Annotated in this window: 20 protein-coding genes; 12 read left to right on the top strand and 8 right to left on the bottom strand. The window is 36.5% G+C overall.

Annotated elements, in window-relative coordinates; translation table 11 throughout:
* Positions 1–53: 53 nt before the first annotated feature.
* Together BMZ04_RS10850 and BMZ04_RS10845 are read left to right on the top strand one after the other, a co-directional pair.
* Positions 54–515, top strand: coding sequence for a DUF86 domain-containing protein (locus BMZ04_RS10850; RefSeq protein WP_093269759.1), 462 nt, complete (start codon positions 54–56; stop codon positions 513–515).
* Complete coding sequence (locus BMZ04_RS10845; protein ID WP_093269756.1) at positions 502–1,266, top strand: TIGR01457 family HAD-type hydrolase; 765 nt, start codon at positions 502–504, stop codon at positions 1,264–1,266. Before BMZ04_RS10850 ends, BMZ04_RS10845 begins: the two co-directional genes overlap by 14 nt.
* Positions 1,267–1,286: 20 nt before the next feature.
* On the opposite strand, the gene BMZ04_RS10840 is transcribed toward BMZ04_RS10845, so the two are convergent.
* The gene (locus BMZ04_RS10840; protein ID WP_093269753.1) at positions 1,287–1,523 is read right to left on the bottom strand and encodes a YuzB family protein; all 237 of its coding nucleotides are present in this window, start codon (positions 1,521–1,523) and stop codon (positions 1,287–1,289) included.
* Between the two features lie 127 nt (positions 1,524–1,650).
* On the opposite strand from BMZ04_RS10840, the gene BMZ04_RS10835 reads away from it, so the two are divergent.
* Entirely contained in the window at positions 1,651–2,718 is a 1,068-nt protein-coding gene (locus BMZ04_RS10835; protein ID WP_093269747.1) for an NAD(P)/FAD-dependent oxidoreductase, read from the top strand.
* Between the two features lie 95 nt (positions 2,719–2,813).
* Here the strand turns inward: BMZ04_RS10835 and BMZ04_RS10830 are convergent, their stop codons facing one another.
* Positions 2,814–3,146 carry a YuzD family protein gene (locus BMZ04_RS10830; protein ID WP_093270676.1) on the bottom strand — a complete coding sequence of 111 codons (333 nt, stop codon included), beginning with the start codon at positions 3,144–3,146 and terminating at the stop codon, positions 2,814–2,816.
* A gap of 83 nt (positions 3,147–3,229) precedes the next feature.
* Between BMZ04_RS10830 and BMZ04_RS10825 the strand changes: the two genes are divergently transcribed.
* A complete protein-coding gene (locus BMZ04_RS10825; RefSeq protein ID WP_093269744.1) occupies positions 3,230–3,463 on the top strand; it encodes a NifU family protein in 234 nt (77 codons plus the stop codon).
* A 155-nt stretch (positions 3,464–3,618) separates the two neighbouring features.
* On the opposite strand, the gene BMZ04_RS22810 is transcribed toward BMZ04_RS10825, so the two are convergent.
* From BMZ04_RS22810 to BMZ04_RS10815, 3 genes are all read right to left on the bottom strand, one after another.
* On the bottom strand, positions 3,619–3,963 hold the full coding sequence (locus BMZ04_RS22810) for a hypothetical protein (protein ID WP_255367898.1): 345 nt from the start codon (positions 3,961–3,963) through the stop codon (positions 3,619–3,621).
* Entirely contained in the window at positions 3,960–4,451 is a 492-nt protein-coding gene (locus tag BMZ04_RS22805; protein ID WP_255367897.1) for a hypothetical protein, read from the bottom strand. The genes BMZ04_RS22810 and BMZ04_RS22805 overlap by 4 nt, the downstream gene beginning before the upstream one ends.
* Positions 4,452–4,903: 452 nt before the next feature.
* The gene (locus BMZ04_RS10815) at positions 4,904–5,689 is read right to left on the bottom strand and encodes a DUF2225 domain-containing protein (protein WP_255367896.1); all 786 of its coding nucleotides are present in this window, start codon (positions 5,687–5,689) and stop codon (positions 4,904–4,906) included.
* 150 nt (positions 5,690–5,839) lie between these two features.
* Here BMZ04_RS10815 and BMZ04_RS10810 point away from each other — a divergent pair, with 150 nt between their 5' ends.
* The 5 genes from BMZ04_RS10810 to BMZ04_RS10795 all read left to right on the top strand — a co-directional run bounded on the left by BMZ04_RS10810 (position 5,840) and on the right by BMZ04_RS10795 (position 9,104).
* Positions 5,840–6,202: a HesB/IscA family protein gene (locus BMZ04_RS10810; RefSeq protein WP_093270672.1), complete on the top strand. Its 363-nt coding sequence runs from the start codon at positions 5,840–5,842 to the stop codon at positions 6,200–6,202.
* Between the two features lie 230 nt (positions 6,203–6,432).
* Positions 6,433–7,644, top strand: coding sequence for an NAD(P)/FAD-dependent oxidoreductase (locus BMZ04_RS10805; RefSeq protein WP_093269737.1), 1,212 nt, complete (start codon positions 6,433–6,435; stop codon positions 7,642–7,644).
* A gap of 318 nt (positions 7,645–7,962) precedes the next feature.
* A complete protein-coding gene (locus BMZ04_RS10800; protein ID WP_093269733.1) occupies positions 7,963–8,457 on the top strand; it encodes an NUDIX domain-containing protein in 495 nt (164 codons plus the stop codon).
* Between the two features lie 99 nt (positions 8,458–8,556).
* Positions 8,557–8,682 (top strand): YuiA family protein, encoded by a 126-nt coding sequence (locus BMZ04_RS22375; RefSeq protein ID WP_177184411.1) that lies wholly within the window; start codon positions 8,557–8,559, stop codon positions 8,680–8,682.
* Positions 8,683–8,777: 95 nt separating this feature from the next.
* Complete coding sequence (locus BMZ04_RS10795) at positions 8,778–9,104, top strand: YuiB family protein (protein ID WP_177184410.1); 327 nt, start codon at positions 8,778–8,780, stop codon at positions 9,102–9,104.
* A gap of 87 nt (positions 9,105–9,191) precedes the next feature.
* Here BMZ04_RS10795 and BMZ04_RS10790 read toward each other — a convergent pair whose 3' ends face one another.
* A complete protein-coding gene (locus BMZ04_RS10790; protein ID WP_177184409.1) occupies positions 9,192–9,668 on the bottom strand; it encodes a divergent PAP2 family protein in 477 nt (158 codons plus the stop codon).
* Between the two features lie 120 nt (positions 9,669–9,788).
* Between BMZ04_RS10790 and BMZ04_RS10785 the strand changes: the two genes are divergently transcribed.
* Together BMZ04_RS10785 and BMZ04_RS10780 are read left to right on the top strand one after the other, a co-directional pair.
* A complete protein-coding gene (locus BMZ04_RS10785) occupies positions 9,789–11,291 on the top strand; it encodes a leucyl aminopeptidase (RefSeq protein WP_093269726.1) in 1,503 nt (500 codons plus the stop codon).
* A 59-nt stretch (positions 11,292–11,350) separates the two neighbouring features.
* Complete coding sequence (locus BMZ04_RS10780) at positions 11,351–11,650, top strand: hypothetical protein (protein WP_093269723.1); 300 nt, start codon at positions 11,351–11,353, stop codon at positions 11,648–11,650.
* 52 nt (positions 11,651–11,702) lie between these two features.
* Here BMZ04_RS10780 and BMZ04_RS10775 read toward each other — a convergent pair whose 3' ends face one another.
* The gene (locus BMZ04_RS10775; protein WP_255367894.1) at positions 11,703–11,855 is read right to left on the bottom strand and encodes a cation:proton antiporter; all 153 of its coding nucleotides are present in this window, start codon (positions 11,853–11,855) and stop codon (positions 11,703–11,705) included.
* 159 nt (positions 11,856–12,014) lie between these two features.
* Between BMZ04_RS10775 and BMZ04_RS10770 the strand changes: the two genes are divergently transcribed.
* Complete coding sequence (locus BMZ04_RS10770) at positions 12,015–12,575, top strand: DUF5366 family protein (RefSeq protein WP_093269717.1); 561 nt, start codon at positions 12,015–12,017, stop codon at positions 12,573–12,575.
* Positions 12,576–12,596: 21 nt separating this feature from the next.
* Here BMZ04_RS10770 and BMZ04_RS10765 read toward each other — a convergent pair whose 3' ends face one another.
* The gene (locus BMZ04_RS10765) at positions 12,597–14,468 is read right to left on the bottom strand and encodes a transglycosylase domain-containing protein (protein WP_093269714.1); all 1,872 of its coding nucleotides are present in this window, start codon (positions 14,466–14,468) and stop codon (positions 12,597–12,599) included.
* Between the last annotated feature and the right edge of the window lie 52 nt (positions 14,469–14,520).

Raw genomic sequence — 14,520 nt, 5'->3', positions numbered from 1 at the left:
GTACTATAGAAGTGAGGTATATATCAACTGAACATGACTCAGGAGGCTTTCAAATGTATTTTGTAGATCGAAAAAAAATTGCTGAGACAATCGCACATATGAATAAGTTACTAACACTAATAGAAGGTAAAACAGATTGGCATTCGGACGAACTAGCTAAATTAGCTCTAGAGCGCGTAGGTCATAATATGATTGAATCCATCATTGATGTAGGAAATTCAATGATTGACGGGTTTATTATGCGTGATCCTGGTGGTTATGATGATATTATCGATATTTTAACGGATGAAAAAGTTATTCCACAAGAAATGGATGCTCCATTAAAAGAAGTAATTGAATTTAGAAAAGAACTAGTACGTCACTTTTATGCAGTTGATCATAAGAAATTAGAACAAATACTCGTTACGAATTTAGCTTATTTAAAACAATTCCCTGGCCATGTAGAAAGTTATTTGCTCCATGAATTAGGGCCTGTCTCTGCTTTTTTACCAGAGGATTCCAATGTTAAATTATAAAGCTTATTTCTTGGATTTAGACGGAACAGTGTATAGAGGGACAACACCTATTAAAGAAGCTGTGGATTTTGTTCATTATTTACAAAACAATGGTATCGAGCCCTTTTTTGTAACGAATAATTCTTCGATGACTCAGAAACAACTGCAAGAAAAAATTGCGAAGATGGATATTCATGTAGATATAGACCATATTATCTCTTCCTCAATTGCTGCTGCGAATTATATCGAGGAACATTTTCAAGGTAAATCGGTGTATATGATCGGGGAAAATGGATTACAAGATGCACTGGACGCTAAACATGTAGTTCGGACAGAGGATATTGCGGATGTAGTAGTGATGGGAATTGACCGCGCTATTAATTATGAGAAGCTTGCAACTGCATGTCTTTCTATTCGAGCAGGAGCAGCGTTTATCTCGACAAATAGTGATCATGCTTTTCCAGATGAAAGGGGATTAATACCGGGCAATGGAGCTTTTACAAAATTAGTCGAGCACTCTACGGGTGTCGAGCCATTATTTGTAGGAAAACCACAACCATTTATGCTAGAGTTTATACAAAAGAAATACGGGTATAAAAAAGAAGAGATGATTATGATTGGAGACAATTATCTAACGGATATTTTAACTGGTATTCATATGGGCATTCATACGGCGCATGTGAATAGTGGGGTGAATCGAACAGAGGAAGTTCAAAGAAAAAATGAGCAACCGACTTATTGTTTAGAATCATTACATGATTGGATAGAATAAAAAAAGAAGAAAATCCACTATTAGAATAGCGGATTTTCTTCAATGTATGCATATATTTTTTTCACAAGATCTTCTGGAGAATCCCCTTCGACTACATCTCCATTTACGATTGCGAGTAAAGTTTCGGAGCAAAGTGAACAATGACTGAGGCAGCCATATTCAAGTACATCTAAGTTAGGATCTTGTTCTAAAATTTCAAAAGCTTCTTGAGAACCATTTGCAAGGTTGCTTATACAAAATTCAACCATAGGATTCATAGCTGTCACCTCACTACAAAATCATGCTACTCCTTTTTTCGTTATCCGTCAATTTAGAAGCTCCCTTGTGAAAAGCATCACAATCATTTATAATTTTAGATGACATTGAGAGATGAGGGATATTATTATGCGAAAATTAGTATTATTAGGTGGAGGATATGGGAATATGCGGGTATTGTCGCGTATGTTGCCGAATAATTTACCGCTTGATGTAGAAATCACCTTAATTGACCGAACACCATTTCACAGTTTAAAAACCGAATTTTATTCATTAGCTGCTGGAACATCCTCTGATCATGAAGTTCGTGTGGGATTCCCAGAAAGTGATAAATTAACGATTAAGTATGGAGAAATTACGGAAATTGATGTAGAAGGCAAACAAGTATTATTAGCAGATGGTCAAGTGGTCTCTTACGATGACCTTGTTATTGGACTGGGTTGTGAAGATAAGTATCATGGGGTACCTGGTGCGGATGAATTTACGTATAGTATTCAGACGATTGGACGGTCTCGTGACACATACACGAAGATCGGCGGACTTTCTGCTGGGTCAATCGTAGGAATTGTCGGTGCAGGATTAAGTGGAATAGAGTTAGCTAGTGAACTTCGCGAGAGTCGTCCCGATTTAAGAATTAAATTATTTGATCGCAGCCCTCGTATTTTAAGAGATTTCCCAGAACGTTTGAGTAACTATGTGCAAAAGTGGTTCGATTCAAACGATGTAGAAGTAGTTAGTAATTCAAATATAACAAAAGTAGAACCAAATAAATTGTATAATCATGAAGAGGTTATCCCTGTAGATGTGGTTGTATGGACTGCAGGTATCCAACCAGCAGCTACAGTGCGTGCATTACCAGGTGAAAAAGATAATTCTGGTCGGGCTATATTAACGCCATATCATGATTTACCAAATTACGAGAACGTCTTCGTTTTAGGAGATTGTGCATCTCTACCTTTTGCTCCAAGTGCTCAATTAGCGGAAGAACAAGCGGAGCAAATAGTCAAAGTTTTACAAGCCCGTTGGAGAGGTTTACCGCTTCCTGAAGAAATGCCAGAAATTAAGTTAAAAGGTTTTATGGGATCTCTTGGGAAGAAGCAAGGATTTGCTTACATGGCAGATATTTCAGTTACAGGTCGTATTGCAAGACTAATGAAATCAGGATTGCTGTGGATGTATAAACGACATAACGGATAATGAAAAAACTTCGAAGCGCGCCGATAAAACGCTGTTTCGAAGTTTTTATTTTAGCAACGAACACTGATCAATTCCTCATCAAATGAGAAATTCTATTATTCTATTTCAGTGACATACCCATATTTCTCTAGTGCTGCATATACTGGTTTTAGCTGAATATAGCCCTCACCGATCACTTCTTCATTAATCATAACAAGTGGATAGAAAAACTCATCTTCTGCGATTCGGTTTGCAATATCTTGTTGTTTCTCATTCTCAATTGGCTGCTCAATATCAATATACGTAAACGTTACTTCATTTGCTGGAAATTTACGGTCAATTGCTGCTTGAAGCCATTCGTAAGTATCTTTGGAGGATGGCGCATTTACGCAACTGGCGCACACTATATCGGCACCATAAATTTCTATATTTAACGCTTGAGGTTTCATCATCATTTAGCTCCTTCGAATTCTTTATTGGATTTTTTCCCTTACTGATATTATAATGATTATAATGAAAGGAGTCGATAGATATGACTGATACAATGAATGCACAAGTACAAGAAGTTTTAGATAAATTGCGCCCATTTTTACTACGTGATGGGGGAGACTGTGAGCTTGTAGACATAGAAGACGGTATTGTAAAGCTACGCCTTCTAGGGGCTTGCGGAACTTGCCCAAGTTCGACAATTACATTAAAAGCAGGTATTGAACGCGCTCTTTTAGAAGAAGTACCTGGAGTAGTGGAAGTAGAACAAGTATTTTAATTGAAAATATACAACTAATTGCACCGCAACTGCGGTGCTTTTTGTATATAAAAATAAATTTCCCACTTAAATAAACGGAGCTATACCATATATTTATTTTCAACAGTTATTTCACTAAATCCCCATTTTGTCTAATAACTTTCTAAACAGAATTTTTATTTGTTTTTATTAAGCCACGTGATAGCAATTAAGTAACCGATAACAGGTGATGTCCCATATCCCATAATTGGCATTGGGAAATTACCAAATAAAGTTACCAACATTGTCGTTAGAAAGTAAACCCCTAATGATAAAGAAATGATATTTTTTTTACCGTAAAAAAAGAATGGATATAGTAATAATATAAGAGAGAAAATACCTATAATGAACCAGATATTCCCCAGGTCCGCAACTAAAAGAATAATATGTTCAACATAAGGAACTGGTGCTAAATCATCGAGAAAAACCCACGAAACGATAACCAAGACTGCTGTAATTGTAATACTTAGTAACTTTATCATCCAATTACTAATTTTTTCCACGAGATTATTACAATCGCACATGCAAATGCAGTTAATTGACCTGCATCTGGATGAAATAGCAATATTACATAGCGTCCACGATTGTTTATTGCGAATTTCCATAAATGAATAATTAATAAAGGCAAAATAATACTTGCTATATATAGTTTAATTGGTCCAAAGGATAACCATCGATGAACTCCATCTAAATCTTTAAACAAAAATGGTAAAACTAATAAAGCTATTATAATAATATTACTAAAATTACCTTTACTAATTTTTCTTTCCTTTGTCCTAATTAAAAAAATAGAACCCAAAACGGTTCCTAATATCCAAATTATTATGTTTTGAATCCAAATACTCGAAGTCACACCAAATGATATCATTGCAATAGTTCCTATAAAGATAGCTGGAAACATAAGAAAATAAGATTTGATATATTTAATATTATTCATGTTTATATGTCCTTTTGTAAATTTAGTATTCATAAAAATTGTAACACAAAAACATCAACATTTTTATTCTTTATTAAACAAACTGGCACTGTATAAGTTTCAATAAAAAATCTAAACAAAAGTCTCCAAGTAGCAACAAAAAAATGACTATCAAATCTATGCACAATTTGATAGTCATTTTACATTACATTTTTAATGTTTGCGATAGGAAACTGTTATTAATAAAGGGCTTCTTTTTCTTTGCTTAGAAAAATAAAATTCTAATATGTGGATAACTTTCTACAAGAGCTTCTACGTCCAGACTCCAGCGCCTTGCTCCTGCGCAAGCTCGTCGCAGTAAAACCATGTGCTCCTGCGCAAGCTCGTCGCAGTAAAACCATGTGCTCCTGCGCACAGCTCGTCGCAGAAGAACGTTGCCCCTCGGGGTCAAATGTGAAAAAGCTGTGGTGGCTGGGGAGCTGCCTCCTGGGCACGCACGATGCGGGTCATGCATCCGTTGCCACAGGATGTGGCGTGCTTAGGATGCCTTCCCGTCCCATTTGCCTGTCGGGGCAGAGATAGGCGCTTGCGCTTTTGTTCTTATTGTCCCGAATTTCTTGCCAACGATCTTTTGCCATTTCTACAATTTTAGGCTCAAGTGATGTACTTTGTTTTTCAATTACTTTCGAAAAGTAACGTATCGCGTATTCCACATCTCCAATTCTTCGGGATAACTCTGCAATTAAGTAGAGCACTCTCGTTTCAGACATTTGCGTTCCACTAAAATCTCCGCTGGAATAGGAATCAGCATAGCGATCTCTTGCTATTCCGATAAAGCGTCGTTCATCTGCATGCTTTTGTTGCAAACGGTATAACCAAGCAGTACGGAGTGCTAAACCAGCAATATTGATGGATTTCTCTTTTTTAATAGTCCCACAAAAGATGCCTAGTTTGTATGTGTTAATGCCATCATCTATACTTCTCTCATTTCCATATGAACGTGGAACCCATTTGTTTGCAATTTTTTTTTGAATTTCGTCATTCATACCAGGTGCAAAGTATTTGGAGAACTCTTCTGTAAATGAAAATCCGCAATGATTACAAACGAATATATTATAAAGTAAAGGATTTATTTCCTTATTTTGATAGATGGGTTGAAAATCTGAAGTATAAGAATCTACTTTGACAAATTTAGATCGGACTTTAGTCGTTTTAAATTGTTTTTTGCAGTGTAAGCATTCAATACTTTTTTGATAATATGGAGTAATTTCCATAAAAAAACCTCTTTTCATCCAACTTGCCCCTAGTTCCATTATACTTTATAGTTCTCTTGAATGCGAGATAATAAAAATCACATATATTAAAATAGATTCAAGTAGTTTCCCTTGTCTAGATAGTAAAAACACTGCTATGATATAACAAAGGAAGGAATGGTGATTCAGATGACAGAAGTAGTGATTATATCTGAAGCGGCAGCTTACCGCATAAAAGAAATGATGACGCATAATGGCGAAGAAGGAGCTATGCTTCGCGTTTCGGTAAATGGTGGTGGATGTAGCGGTCTTTCTTATGGAATGGGTTTTGAACATGAAAAAAAGGAAGATGATATAGAACTTTTACAACATGGGATTAATATTGTAGTATCTAAAGAGGATGCTTCGATATTAAATGGAACGACAATAGATTACAAAGAGTCCTTAATGGGTGGTGGCTTTACGATAGACAATCCAAATGCTATCGCATCCTGTGGCTGTGGAACTTCATTTAGAACGGCAAAAAAAGCTGGTACTCCTGAAAATTGTTAAAAAAAAGGAGAGAGCATTTTCTTCAACTGGAAAATGCTCTCTTTTATATTAGTTTTCTGTAAATTTTAACTTAACATTCCGCTAACAATGTATTGAAATAGCATGGTAAAAGGGATAATATAAGAGTTAAGAGGTTTCTGTCGCAAATTAGACAAACGAAAACGTTAAAATGACTAATAATTTGTGTCTTAAAGGTCTTCTAAAATATATAAAAGGTGGTTGCGATTTTCTTGAAAAGACCAACAATTCTAGTATTAGGTGCAGGATACGGTGGATTAACTACTGTAGTGAACCTTCAGAAATTAGTAGGAACAGATGAAGCAGATATTATTCTTGTAAATAAAAATGATTACCATTATGAATCTACATGGTTACACGAAGCTTCTGCAGGTACATTACGTCCGGAACAAGTTCGATACGATGTAAAAAGTGTCATTAACGCAAGCAAAGTAACTTTTGTAAAAGCAACAGTTGATGCAATTGATGTAAATACAAAGAAAGTAGCAACAAGTGCTGGTGAGTATACATATGACTACCTAGTAATTGGTTTAGGTTTTGAAGGAGAAACTTTCGGAATTCCTGGCTTGGACAAGTATGCGCTTTCAATTGCAAATGTAAATGCTGCTCGTCAAATTCGTGACCATATTGAATATCAGTTTGCTAACTGGTCAACTGATGATGTGCAAGACGATACGCGTTTAACGATTGTTGTAGGTGGAGCAGGATTTTCTGGTATAGAGTTTTTAGGTGAATTAGGAAACCGCATACCTGAACTATGCAAAGAATACGACGTACCAAAAGAAAAAGTACGTGTTGTATGTGTAGAAGCTGCGCCAATGGTACTACCTGGCTTTGACCCTGAATTGGTAGAGTACGCTGTTAGACGATTAGAAGCTAAAGGGATTGAATTCTCTATTGGAACACCAGTAGTAGAAGCAACTCCAGAAGGCGTTAAGATTAAAAAAGGCGAAGACGAATTCGAATTCATCACAGCTGGTACTGTTGTATGGGCAGCTGGCGTTCGCGGAAATCGCTTAATCGAATCATCTGGCATTGAAAATATGCGTGCTCGCGTTAAAGTAGAAAAAGACATGCGTGCTCCTGGATTCCCAGATGTATTTATCGTTGGAGACTGTGCGCTTATGATCAATGAAGAGATTAATCGTCCATATCCTCCTACTGCACAAATTGCTATGCAACAAGCTGTAACTATAGCAAAAAATATTGTTGCTCTAATTAAAGGCAATGATACAGAAGAGTTTGTACCTGCTCTAAAAGGAGCAGTATGTTCACTAGGTGAGCATGATGCAATCGGAGATGTAATGGGTAGAAAGCTTACGGGAACAAAAGCTTCCATTATGAAAAAAGTTATTGATAACCGTGCGCTTTACATGATCGGTGGAGTTCCACTCGTATTGAAAAAAGGTAAATTTAGTTTATAATATATAAATATTATTAGCTCCCCCCTAATTTAAAGGTGGGAGCTTTTTTAAAAATAAGAAAGTTAATACATTTTATATAGTATCGATTTAGCTCCAGCGCCTTACCCCACGGGGACAAATGTGAAAAAGCTGCTTCTGCGCAAGCTTGTCGCAAACAAAATCGCTTTTAGTGGCTGAGGAGCTGCCTCCTGTGCCCGGACGATGCGGGTCATCATCCGTTGCTACAGGATGTGGCGTACTTTTTTGGTACCTTCTCGTCACATTTGCCTGTCGGGGTAGACATAGGCGCTTGCGCTTTTTTTAAAGGGGGGTTTATACATGGCGAAATTAGAACGAGGAAATATATGGCTAGGTGTAGCTGGTTTAGTTATAAATGAGACAGGTGAATGGCTTGTGGTGAAAAAAAGATATGGCGGACTTAATGGAAGATGGTCACTTCCGGCGGGATTTGTCAACAATGACGAAACTGTAGATGAAGCCGTCTTAAGAGAAGTTAAGGAAGAGACTGGAGTGGAGTGTATAGTTCAACATATGATTGGTTTTAGAAGTGGTGTTATCCAAAATAAGATTAGCGATAACATGGCTATTTTTCTATTGCAACCTATCGAAAAAGATCCCATTCTTCAAGCACAATTATCGGAGCTATTTGAAGTGAAATGGATACATCCATCCAAATTATTGCATGATGCTGATGCTTCCGTTATGATCCATGAATTAGCAGAAAAGAAGTTTGAGGACGGGTTTAATATACTTGACGGAATAAATCCGGGGGATGTCTTTGGTTATACGAGTTATAAGCTATTTATTAAATAGGGTAAACTAAATAATAAATAAATTGTTTTCTTTATTTACAATTAAATCCTTTCGTGTTATATTATCTGAATATTAAATAAATTAAAAAGGATGATGTAAATGACGAGAGTGAAGAAAGAGGTAGTTACAAAAACTTGTCCATATTGCAAAGGGGAAGGCTATTTTCAATTACGCTTAGGCGGTTCAGAAACATGTAACTGTTGCAATGGATCAGGGAAAAAATAATCCCTTTATGACAAATAGGTGAAAATACACAAGTACATTGAATACTCTCCTCCGTTAAGGTAAACTATTAAAAGATGCTACGGAGGTAATAGATTATGGGAGATTTTATGCTTGTGCAAATGATCATTTCGGTGCTCATATTTTTTGTCATGTTTTTTGGAATCGCTTTTTTACTGAATATGTTACTTAGAATGACATGGTTTATGGCAATTCTTTATCCAATTGTTGTTGTATTTATTATTGATGAAGTTGCTTTTTTTGATTATTTCACGAAGCCAGGAATTGCTTTCTCAGCGCTTGGAGATAAATTAGTGTCACTGCATGCAGCAGATATTATTATTTTGTCTAGTGGACTTGTAGGGGCAATTGCAGCTGGATTTGTTATTAAATTCTTAAGAAAAAATGGATATCAAATGTTCTAAAAGGATGACTCGTATCGGAGTCATCCTTTTTTCAATAGATAAGAAAGTATAAAATTTTTACTTAGTATCCTTGCGCTTGCGCTTTTCTCATAAAATGGCCGTATAAATAATGATTGAAATTGCGATTCCAGTTAACGCGCCCATAAATACTTCGATCGGTTTATGACCGAGTAGGGTTTTTAACTCTTCAATTTTTTCTTCGTTTTTCATATGAGACCAATCTTTTGTTTGCGTAACAAAGTTTTGAAAATCTACGCGCATTTGGTTAATGACCACTGCTTGTTTCCCCGCTTGGAAACGAACACCAGTCGCGTCAAACATAACAATAACAGCAAATACGGTTGCAACTGCAAAGAGGTTAGAATCGATTCCACTTTCAAAAGCAATTGCGGTACAAAGCGAAGTTACAGCAGCTGAGTGAGAACTAGGCATTCCACCAGTAGAAGTGAATAATTTCCAATCTAATCTCCTTGTCATTAGAAAATGAATAGGGATTTTTACAAATTGCGCAAAGAAAATAGAAAAAAGTGCAGCCATTAATGGTGTGTTTTGGAGGATTGCCAAAGTAGACACCGCCTTTCAGATTAACTTGAGTAACTACAGTATAACACATTCATACAATTCGAAAAATGTATCTTCTTCCTATATAATAAGAATGAATCTGAATGAGTAGGGGGAAAAATAATGATTATTAGTACAAATGAAGTATTATTCGATGAAATTCAATCCGAAACACTAGTTGTAGCTGTTTCTAAACATGCTGAAAACACAAGTAAATGGGAAGATTTTTTAAGTAACTTTGGTGAACATATTGCACAATGGGTGAAAAGTGGGGATATTTCATCAGAACTTAAAAAGATTGTAAAAGTTCCCGTAGCAAACAATGATGCAGTGAAAAGAATTCTTTTTGTAGGAATTGGCGAACGTAAACAATTAACACAAGAAAATATTCGCGAAGCATTCGGTCTTGTTGGAAAAGAATTGTTAGCAAGCAAACCAGAGTCTTTAGCAATTTGGATTCCATCATTTAGCACGGAGTCTATTTTAGATGGAGATGTTGCTTATTTAGCTGCGGAAGGGCTTGGAATGGGTTCATTTATATATGAAGGGTATAAAACATCTTCTAATGTTCCGGACTACTACTTACCAGCAATTGAGCTATTAACAGATGAGGATAGTGACGAAGTAGTTTCTTATTTTGAAGTAGGCTCCATTTATGCGGATGCAGTAAATGAAGCAAGAATTTTAGTAAATACTCCAGGCAATGTCCTAACATCTACACAATTAGGAGAGTATGCAAGAGAACTTGGCAATACATATAATTTTGAAACCGAAATTTTAGGTAAGAAAGAAATCGAAGAGCTTGGGATGGGTGCTTTACTTGCTGTCAACCAAGGCTCCGTAGAAGAACCAAGATTACTTGTTTTAAAATACCAAGCGACAGAAAAATGGGAAGATGTTGTAGCACTTGTAGGGAAAGGTATTACATTTGATACTGGCGGCTACTCGATCAAAACAAAAACAGGTATTGTCGGTATGAAGGGGGATATGGGCGGAGCAGCTGCAGTATTAGGTGCGATGCAAATTATTGGTGAGCTTCGTCCAAACAAAAATGTAATTGCAGTTATTGCCTCGACAGATAATATGATCTCTGGAAATGCTTTTAAACCAGATGATGTAATTACATCGATGAGTGGGAAAACGATTGAAATTTTAAATACCGATGCAGAAGGACGATTAGTGCTAGCAGATGCAGTAACATATGCAAAACAACAAGGTGCTAACTATATTGTAGACGTTGCAACATTAACTGGTGGAGTTATTACGGCACTAGGATACGATAAAACAGGTGCACTTACAAATGACGAAGAATTCTTCGAAACATTCATGGAAGCTTCAATTGAAACAGGAGAATTTACATGGAGATTGCCTTTAACGGAAAATGATAAAAAACGTATTCGTAAAAGTGATGTAGCAGATTTAAACAACTCACCCGGTAGCGATGGTCATATGATTTTCGGCGGAGGATTTGTAGGTGAATTTGTAGAAAATACACCATGGATCCATCTAGATATTGCAGGGACGTCGGATACGAAAGCTGCATATGACTTCGGTCCAAAAGGTGGTACAGGAGTTATGGTACGTACGCTTGCTACATTAATCGAAAGAATGGCAGACGAAGAGTAGGGCAAACGCACAGGCTCACTTTCCCTAGTGGCATACACTGTGAGGAAAGGAGGAGAAGCATGGTTCGTTTTCGTGGAGGAGGATTTGGCGGTTTCAGGGGTCCTGGCTTTGGCGGTTTTAGAGGTCCTGGCTTTGGCGGATTTAGAGGTCCCGGCTTTGGAGGTTTTAGGGGTCCTGGTTTTGGGCGATTTGGAGGCTTTGGCTTTGGAGGTCCATTTGTAGGGGGCTTAGTCGGAGGTCTTTTAGGTTCTTCATTATATGGGGGATACGGATACGGAGGATACGGTTACGGCGGATATCCATATTACCCATCATATCCGTATGATCCGTATTATCCATATTACGATGGTTATTACTAATAAAAACAAAAGCTTTTGCAACGCGCGAATTTGTCGCGGTTGCAAAAGCTTTTTATTTGTTACGTTCGCTTTTTTTCTTTACTACTTCAGCAAGATCATTCCGAACGGATTTATCCCACATTTTCACTCCAGATAAATAAGCTGCACGTCCCATCATATGTCCTCCAACTGGACCAGTAACAAATAAGGCAAAAGCGCAATTCAAAATCTGGACGCAATTACGCCGAGACGTAATTGATTGTAACTCTAAAATTTATCGCAAAAGGTTAGTAATTGCATGACGAAAAAATTGACAGCTACTTGCGGAATGTATCTTCTCTTCGTTATGATAAAACTGAATACTTTATAGAATAAGAGGATAGTGATGAAAAACCCATATGTGTTCGGATTTTTGCCGTTAATAACGATTTTATTATTTAGTTTAAACTTTTCTGTTTACACGATGAATAAAGCAATTGAATTGTTTAAAGTCATAGGTGTATATAGTGGAATGAGAGAGTTCTTATCTGATTTAGAGCTGAAATTATTTCTGCTCATTATTTTAGTACTCGTTTATTTTATGCTTTTTTCGGCTTTGAAGCTTATTGCGGAAACGATTCATGAGATCGGGATGTTATTTTTTTCAAAGGATTTTGAAGGGAAGACTATTTCACAAGCACGTGGCGGTTACGTAATCTTTTTTGTAGGATCAGTAATTTCCGCTGTTGGTTTACAATCAATTCAATTATTGCTTCTACTATTTCTTGCAACTGCATTTATTTATTTTATTTATGTCGTATTTAAATTGAGTAATTCGATGAGCTTATTAGGGACGGTAGGGTTAATCATGTTCGAGATCATTGTCTGGAGTATATTTTTAGCTTTAATAATCTATGCAGTCATCAAGCTATATAATGGAATTATCGCTAGTTTGCCGTTATTATAAAATTCAAAAAGAAGCTACTGTTTAGTAGCTTCTTTTGTCGTTCCTCATAATTTGATTGAAGATGGAATGGTGTATTTTTTTCGATTCGATTCGTTTCATGTTTTTAGGCATATCATAGCCAATCCAAACAGCAGACGTATACGTGTCAGATAATCCGGCTATCCAATAATCCACATAATCATTCGTCGTCCCTGTTTTAGCACCAATATACGATGATTGTACAGAAATACCTTTTCCTGTTCCATTTGCGACTACATCACGTAATAAATTACGCATTGTTTGTACCGTTTTAGATGACCAAACCTCTTGTTCTTCCTCGTTCCATTCATATAATGTCTCGCCATCTATATCCACAACTTTACGAATTGCATGCGCGGGTTTATACATCCCGTTTATAAAACTTGTATATGCATCTGCCATTTCTAGTGGGGTAACTCCTTTTGTCAGCCCCCCTAATGCAGCTGCATAGGAATAATCCTCGTTTACTATATGGTTGAATTGAAAAGGTACCAATTTATCAAATGCAGTTTCGATACCAGTCGTTTGGAGCAAACGAACAGCAGGTGTGTTATAGCTAAAACTAAACGCTTGTTTAATCGTAACATTCCCAAAAATCGCTCCACCATAATTTTGAGGACAGTAAGTACCTATACATAATTTACCGGCATTTATCGTATTTTGCGGAGTTAAAGATGTCGTTTCAAACAATGGAGCATAGACAAGTAATGGTTTGAAAGCAGAACCTGGCTGTCTCACTGCTTGGTATGCTCGGTGAAAGTCGAACTTTTTATAGTTAATTCCTCCATATATACTAGTAATTTCTCTTGTATCATTATTTATAACAGCAGATGCTGCTTGTAAGCCGGCCGATTTAAGTAGTAAGTCGTTAACATACTTTTCATCCTTTAGTTGCTTAACTGGATCGAGAGCAGTAAATATGGTAATTCCTTTAGTACTGATTTCACTTACACGAGATTGCAGTTCTTTTTCGAATAAGGTTTTTTGTTGTTCGTTTTGCGCAGAAGCTATTTTTTCTGCAAAGCCTTCTTTATAGGCGATTAGATTTTTTAATTCCTCTAACACGTATGTACTGTAGGCAGGATATAGTTGTGTTTTCGTTTTTATGTGCAATACAATTGGATCTGCTTTTAATGTTTCTCCATCGGTTGCAGATATCTTTTGGTTTTTGACCAATACATCAATGAGTAACTCTTGTCTTTTTTTCGTTGCATCGAAATGGACTAAAGGGTCATATAACGTTGGGTTATTTGGAATAGCACTAATAAAGGCGAGTTCCGCTTCCGTTAACTCATTTAACGGTTGGCTAAAATAATATGTTGCAGCAGCCCCAATTCCATAAACTTGGTTCCCAAAATAAATCTCATTTAAATAATTAGATAGTATTTCCTCTTTTGTCGATTGTTTTTCCATTTCATACGCATACAATAATTCCGTTACTTTTCGCTCATACGTTTTTTCGGTAGTTAAATAACGTAGTCGGACGAGTTGTTGTGTTATGGTACTGGCACCTTGGTCTTTTGAATTGGCAATAGCGTTAACGAAAACCGCACGAAAAATGGCACTAAAGTTAAATCCAATATGATTGTAAAACTCTACATCCTCACTTTGTATGAACAACTCTTGTGCAAATAGAGGAATGGATTCAAGTGGAAGGGGTTCTCGCCATTCAACATAATCCTCTGAAAATACCTGCTCCTGTTCATCTAGGAAAACAATAGGTGAAGAAATCAATGGACTCGATAATTGAATTGACTCTGCGAGATTATCTTTATATGAACTAGCTACTTGTATTTCTGTGTGAATATAAGAATATAAAATCCATATGAATGGAAAGCAAAGTAATATGATGATAAAACCGATTGCTTGGCGCATTTGTTGTACTCCATTTCACAATAATCTAGATCATTTCCGCCTTGGCATATTT

The sequence above is a fragment of the Psychrobacillus sp. OK032 genome (genome assembly GCF_900111345.1).
Lineage (GTDB): Bacteria > Bacillota > Bacilli > Bacillales_A > Planococcaceae > Psychrobacillus.
The sequence above is the reverse complement of the archived record's forward strand: the minus strand, read 5'-3'. Positions and strand labels throughout refer to the sequence as shown.

Bases quoted from the DNA above. Each gene is read 5' to 3' on its own strand.
- BMZ04_RS10850 (WP_093269759.1), top strand. From the start codon at position 54: ATGTATTTTGTAGATCGAAAAAAAATTGCTGAGACAATCGCACATATG.
- BMZ04_RS10845 (WP_093269756.1), top strand. From the start codon at position 502: ATGTTAAATTATAAAGCTTATTTCTTGGATTTAGACGGAACAGTGTAT.
- BMZ04_RS10840 (WP_093269753.1), bottom strand. From the start codon at position 1,523: ATGAATCCTATGGTTGAATTTTGTATAAGCAACCTTGCAAATGGTTCT.
- BMZ04_RS10835 (WP_093269747.1), top strand. From the start codon at position 1,651: ATGCGAAAATTAGTATTATTAGGTGGAGGATATGGGAATATGCGGGTA.
- BMZ04_RS10830 (WP_093270676.1), bottom strand. From the start codon at position 3,146: ATGAAACCTCAAGCGTTAAATATAGAAATTTATGGTGCCGATATAGTG.
- BMZ04_RS10825 (WP_093269744.1), top strand. From the start codon at position 3,230: ATGACTGATACAATGAATGCACAAGTACAAGAAGTTTTAGATAAATTG.
- BMZ04_RS22810 (WP_255367898.1), bottom strand. From the start codon at position 3,963: ATGATAAAGTTACTAAGTATTACAATTACAGCAGTCTTGGTTATCGTT.
- BMZ04_RS22805 (WP_255367897.1), bottom strand. From the start codon at position 4,451: ATGAATACTAAATTTACAAAAGGACATATAAACATGAATAATATTAAA.
- BMZ04_RS10815 (WP_255367896.1), bottom strand. From the start codon at position 5,689: ATGAAAAGAGGTTTTTTTATGGAAATTACTCCATATTATCAAAAAAGT.
- BMZ04_RS10810 (WP_093270672.1), top strand. From the start codon at position 5,840: ATGACAGAAGTAGTGATTATATCTGAAGCGGCAGCTTACCGCATAAAA.
- BMZ04_RS10800 (WP_093269733.1), top strand. From the start codon at position 7,963: ATGGCGAAATTAGAACGAGGAAATATATGGCTAGGTGTAGCTGGTTTA.
- BMZ04_RS22375 (WP_177184411.1), top strand. From the start codon at position 8,557: ATGACGAGAGTGAAGAAAGAGGTAGTTACAAAAACTTGTCCATATTGC.
- BMZ04_RS10795 (WP_177184410.1), top strand. From the start codon at position 8,778: ATGGGAGATTTTATGCTTGTGCAAATGATCATTTCGGTGCTCATATTT.
- BMZ04_RS10785 (WP_093269726.1), top strand. From the start codon at position 9,789: ATGATTATTAGTACAAATGAAGTATTATTCGATGAAATTCAATCCGAA.
- BMZ04_RS10780 (WP_093269723.1), top strand. From the start codon at position 11,351: ATGGTTCGTTTTCGTGGAGGAGGATTTGGCGGTTTCAGGGGTCCTGGC.
- BMZ04_RS10770 (WP_093269717.1), top strand. From the start codon at position 12,015: ATGAAAAACCCATATGTGTTCGGATTTTTGCCGTTAATAACGATTTTA.
- BMZ04_RS10765 (WP_093269714.1), bottom strand. From the start codon at position 14,468: ATGCGCCAAGCAATCGGTTTTATCATCATATTACTTTGCTTTCCATTC.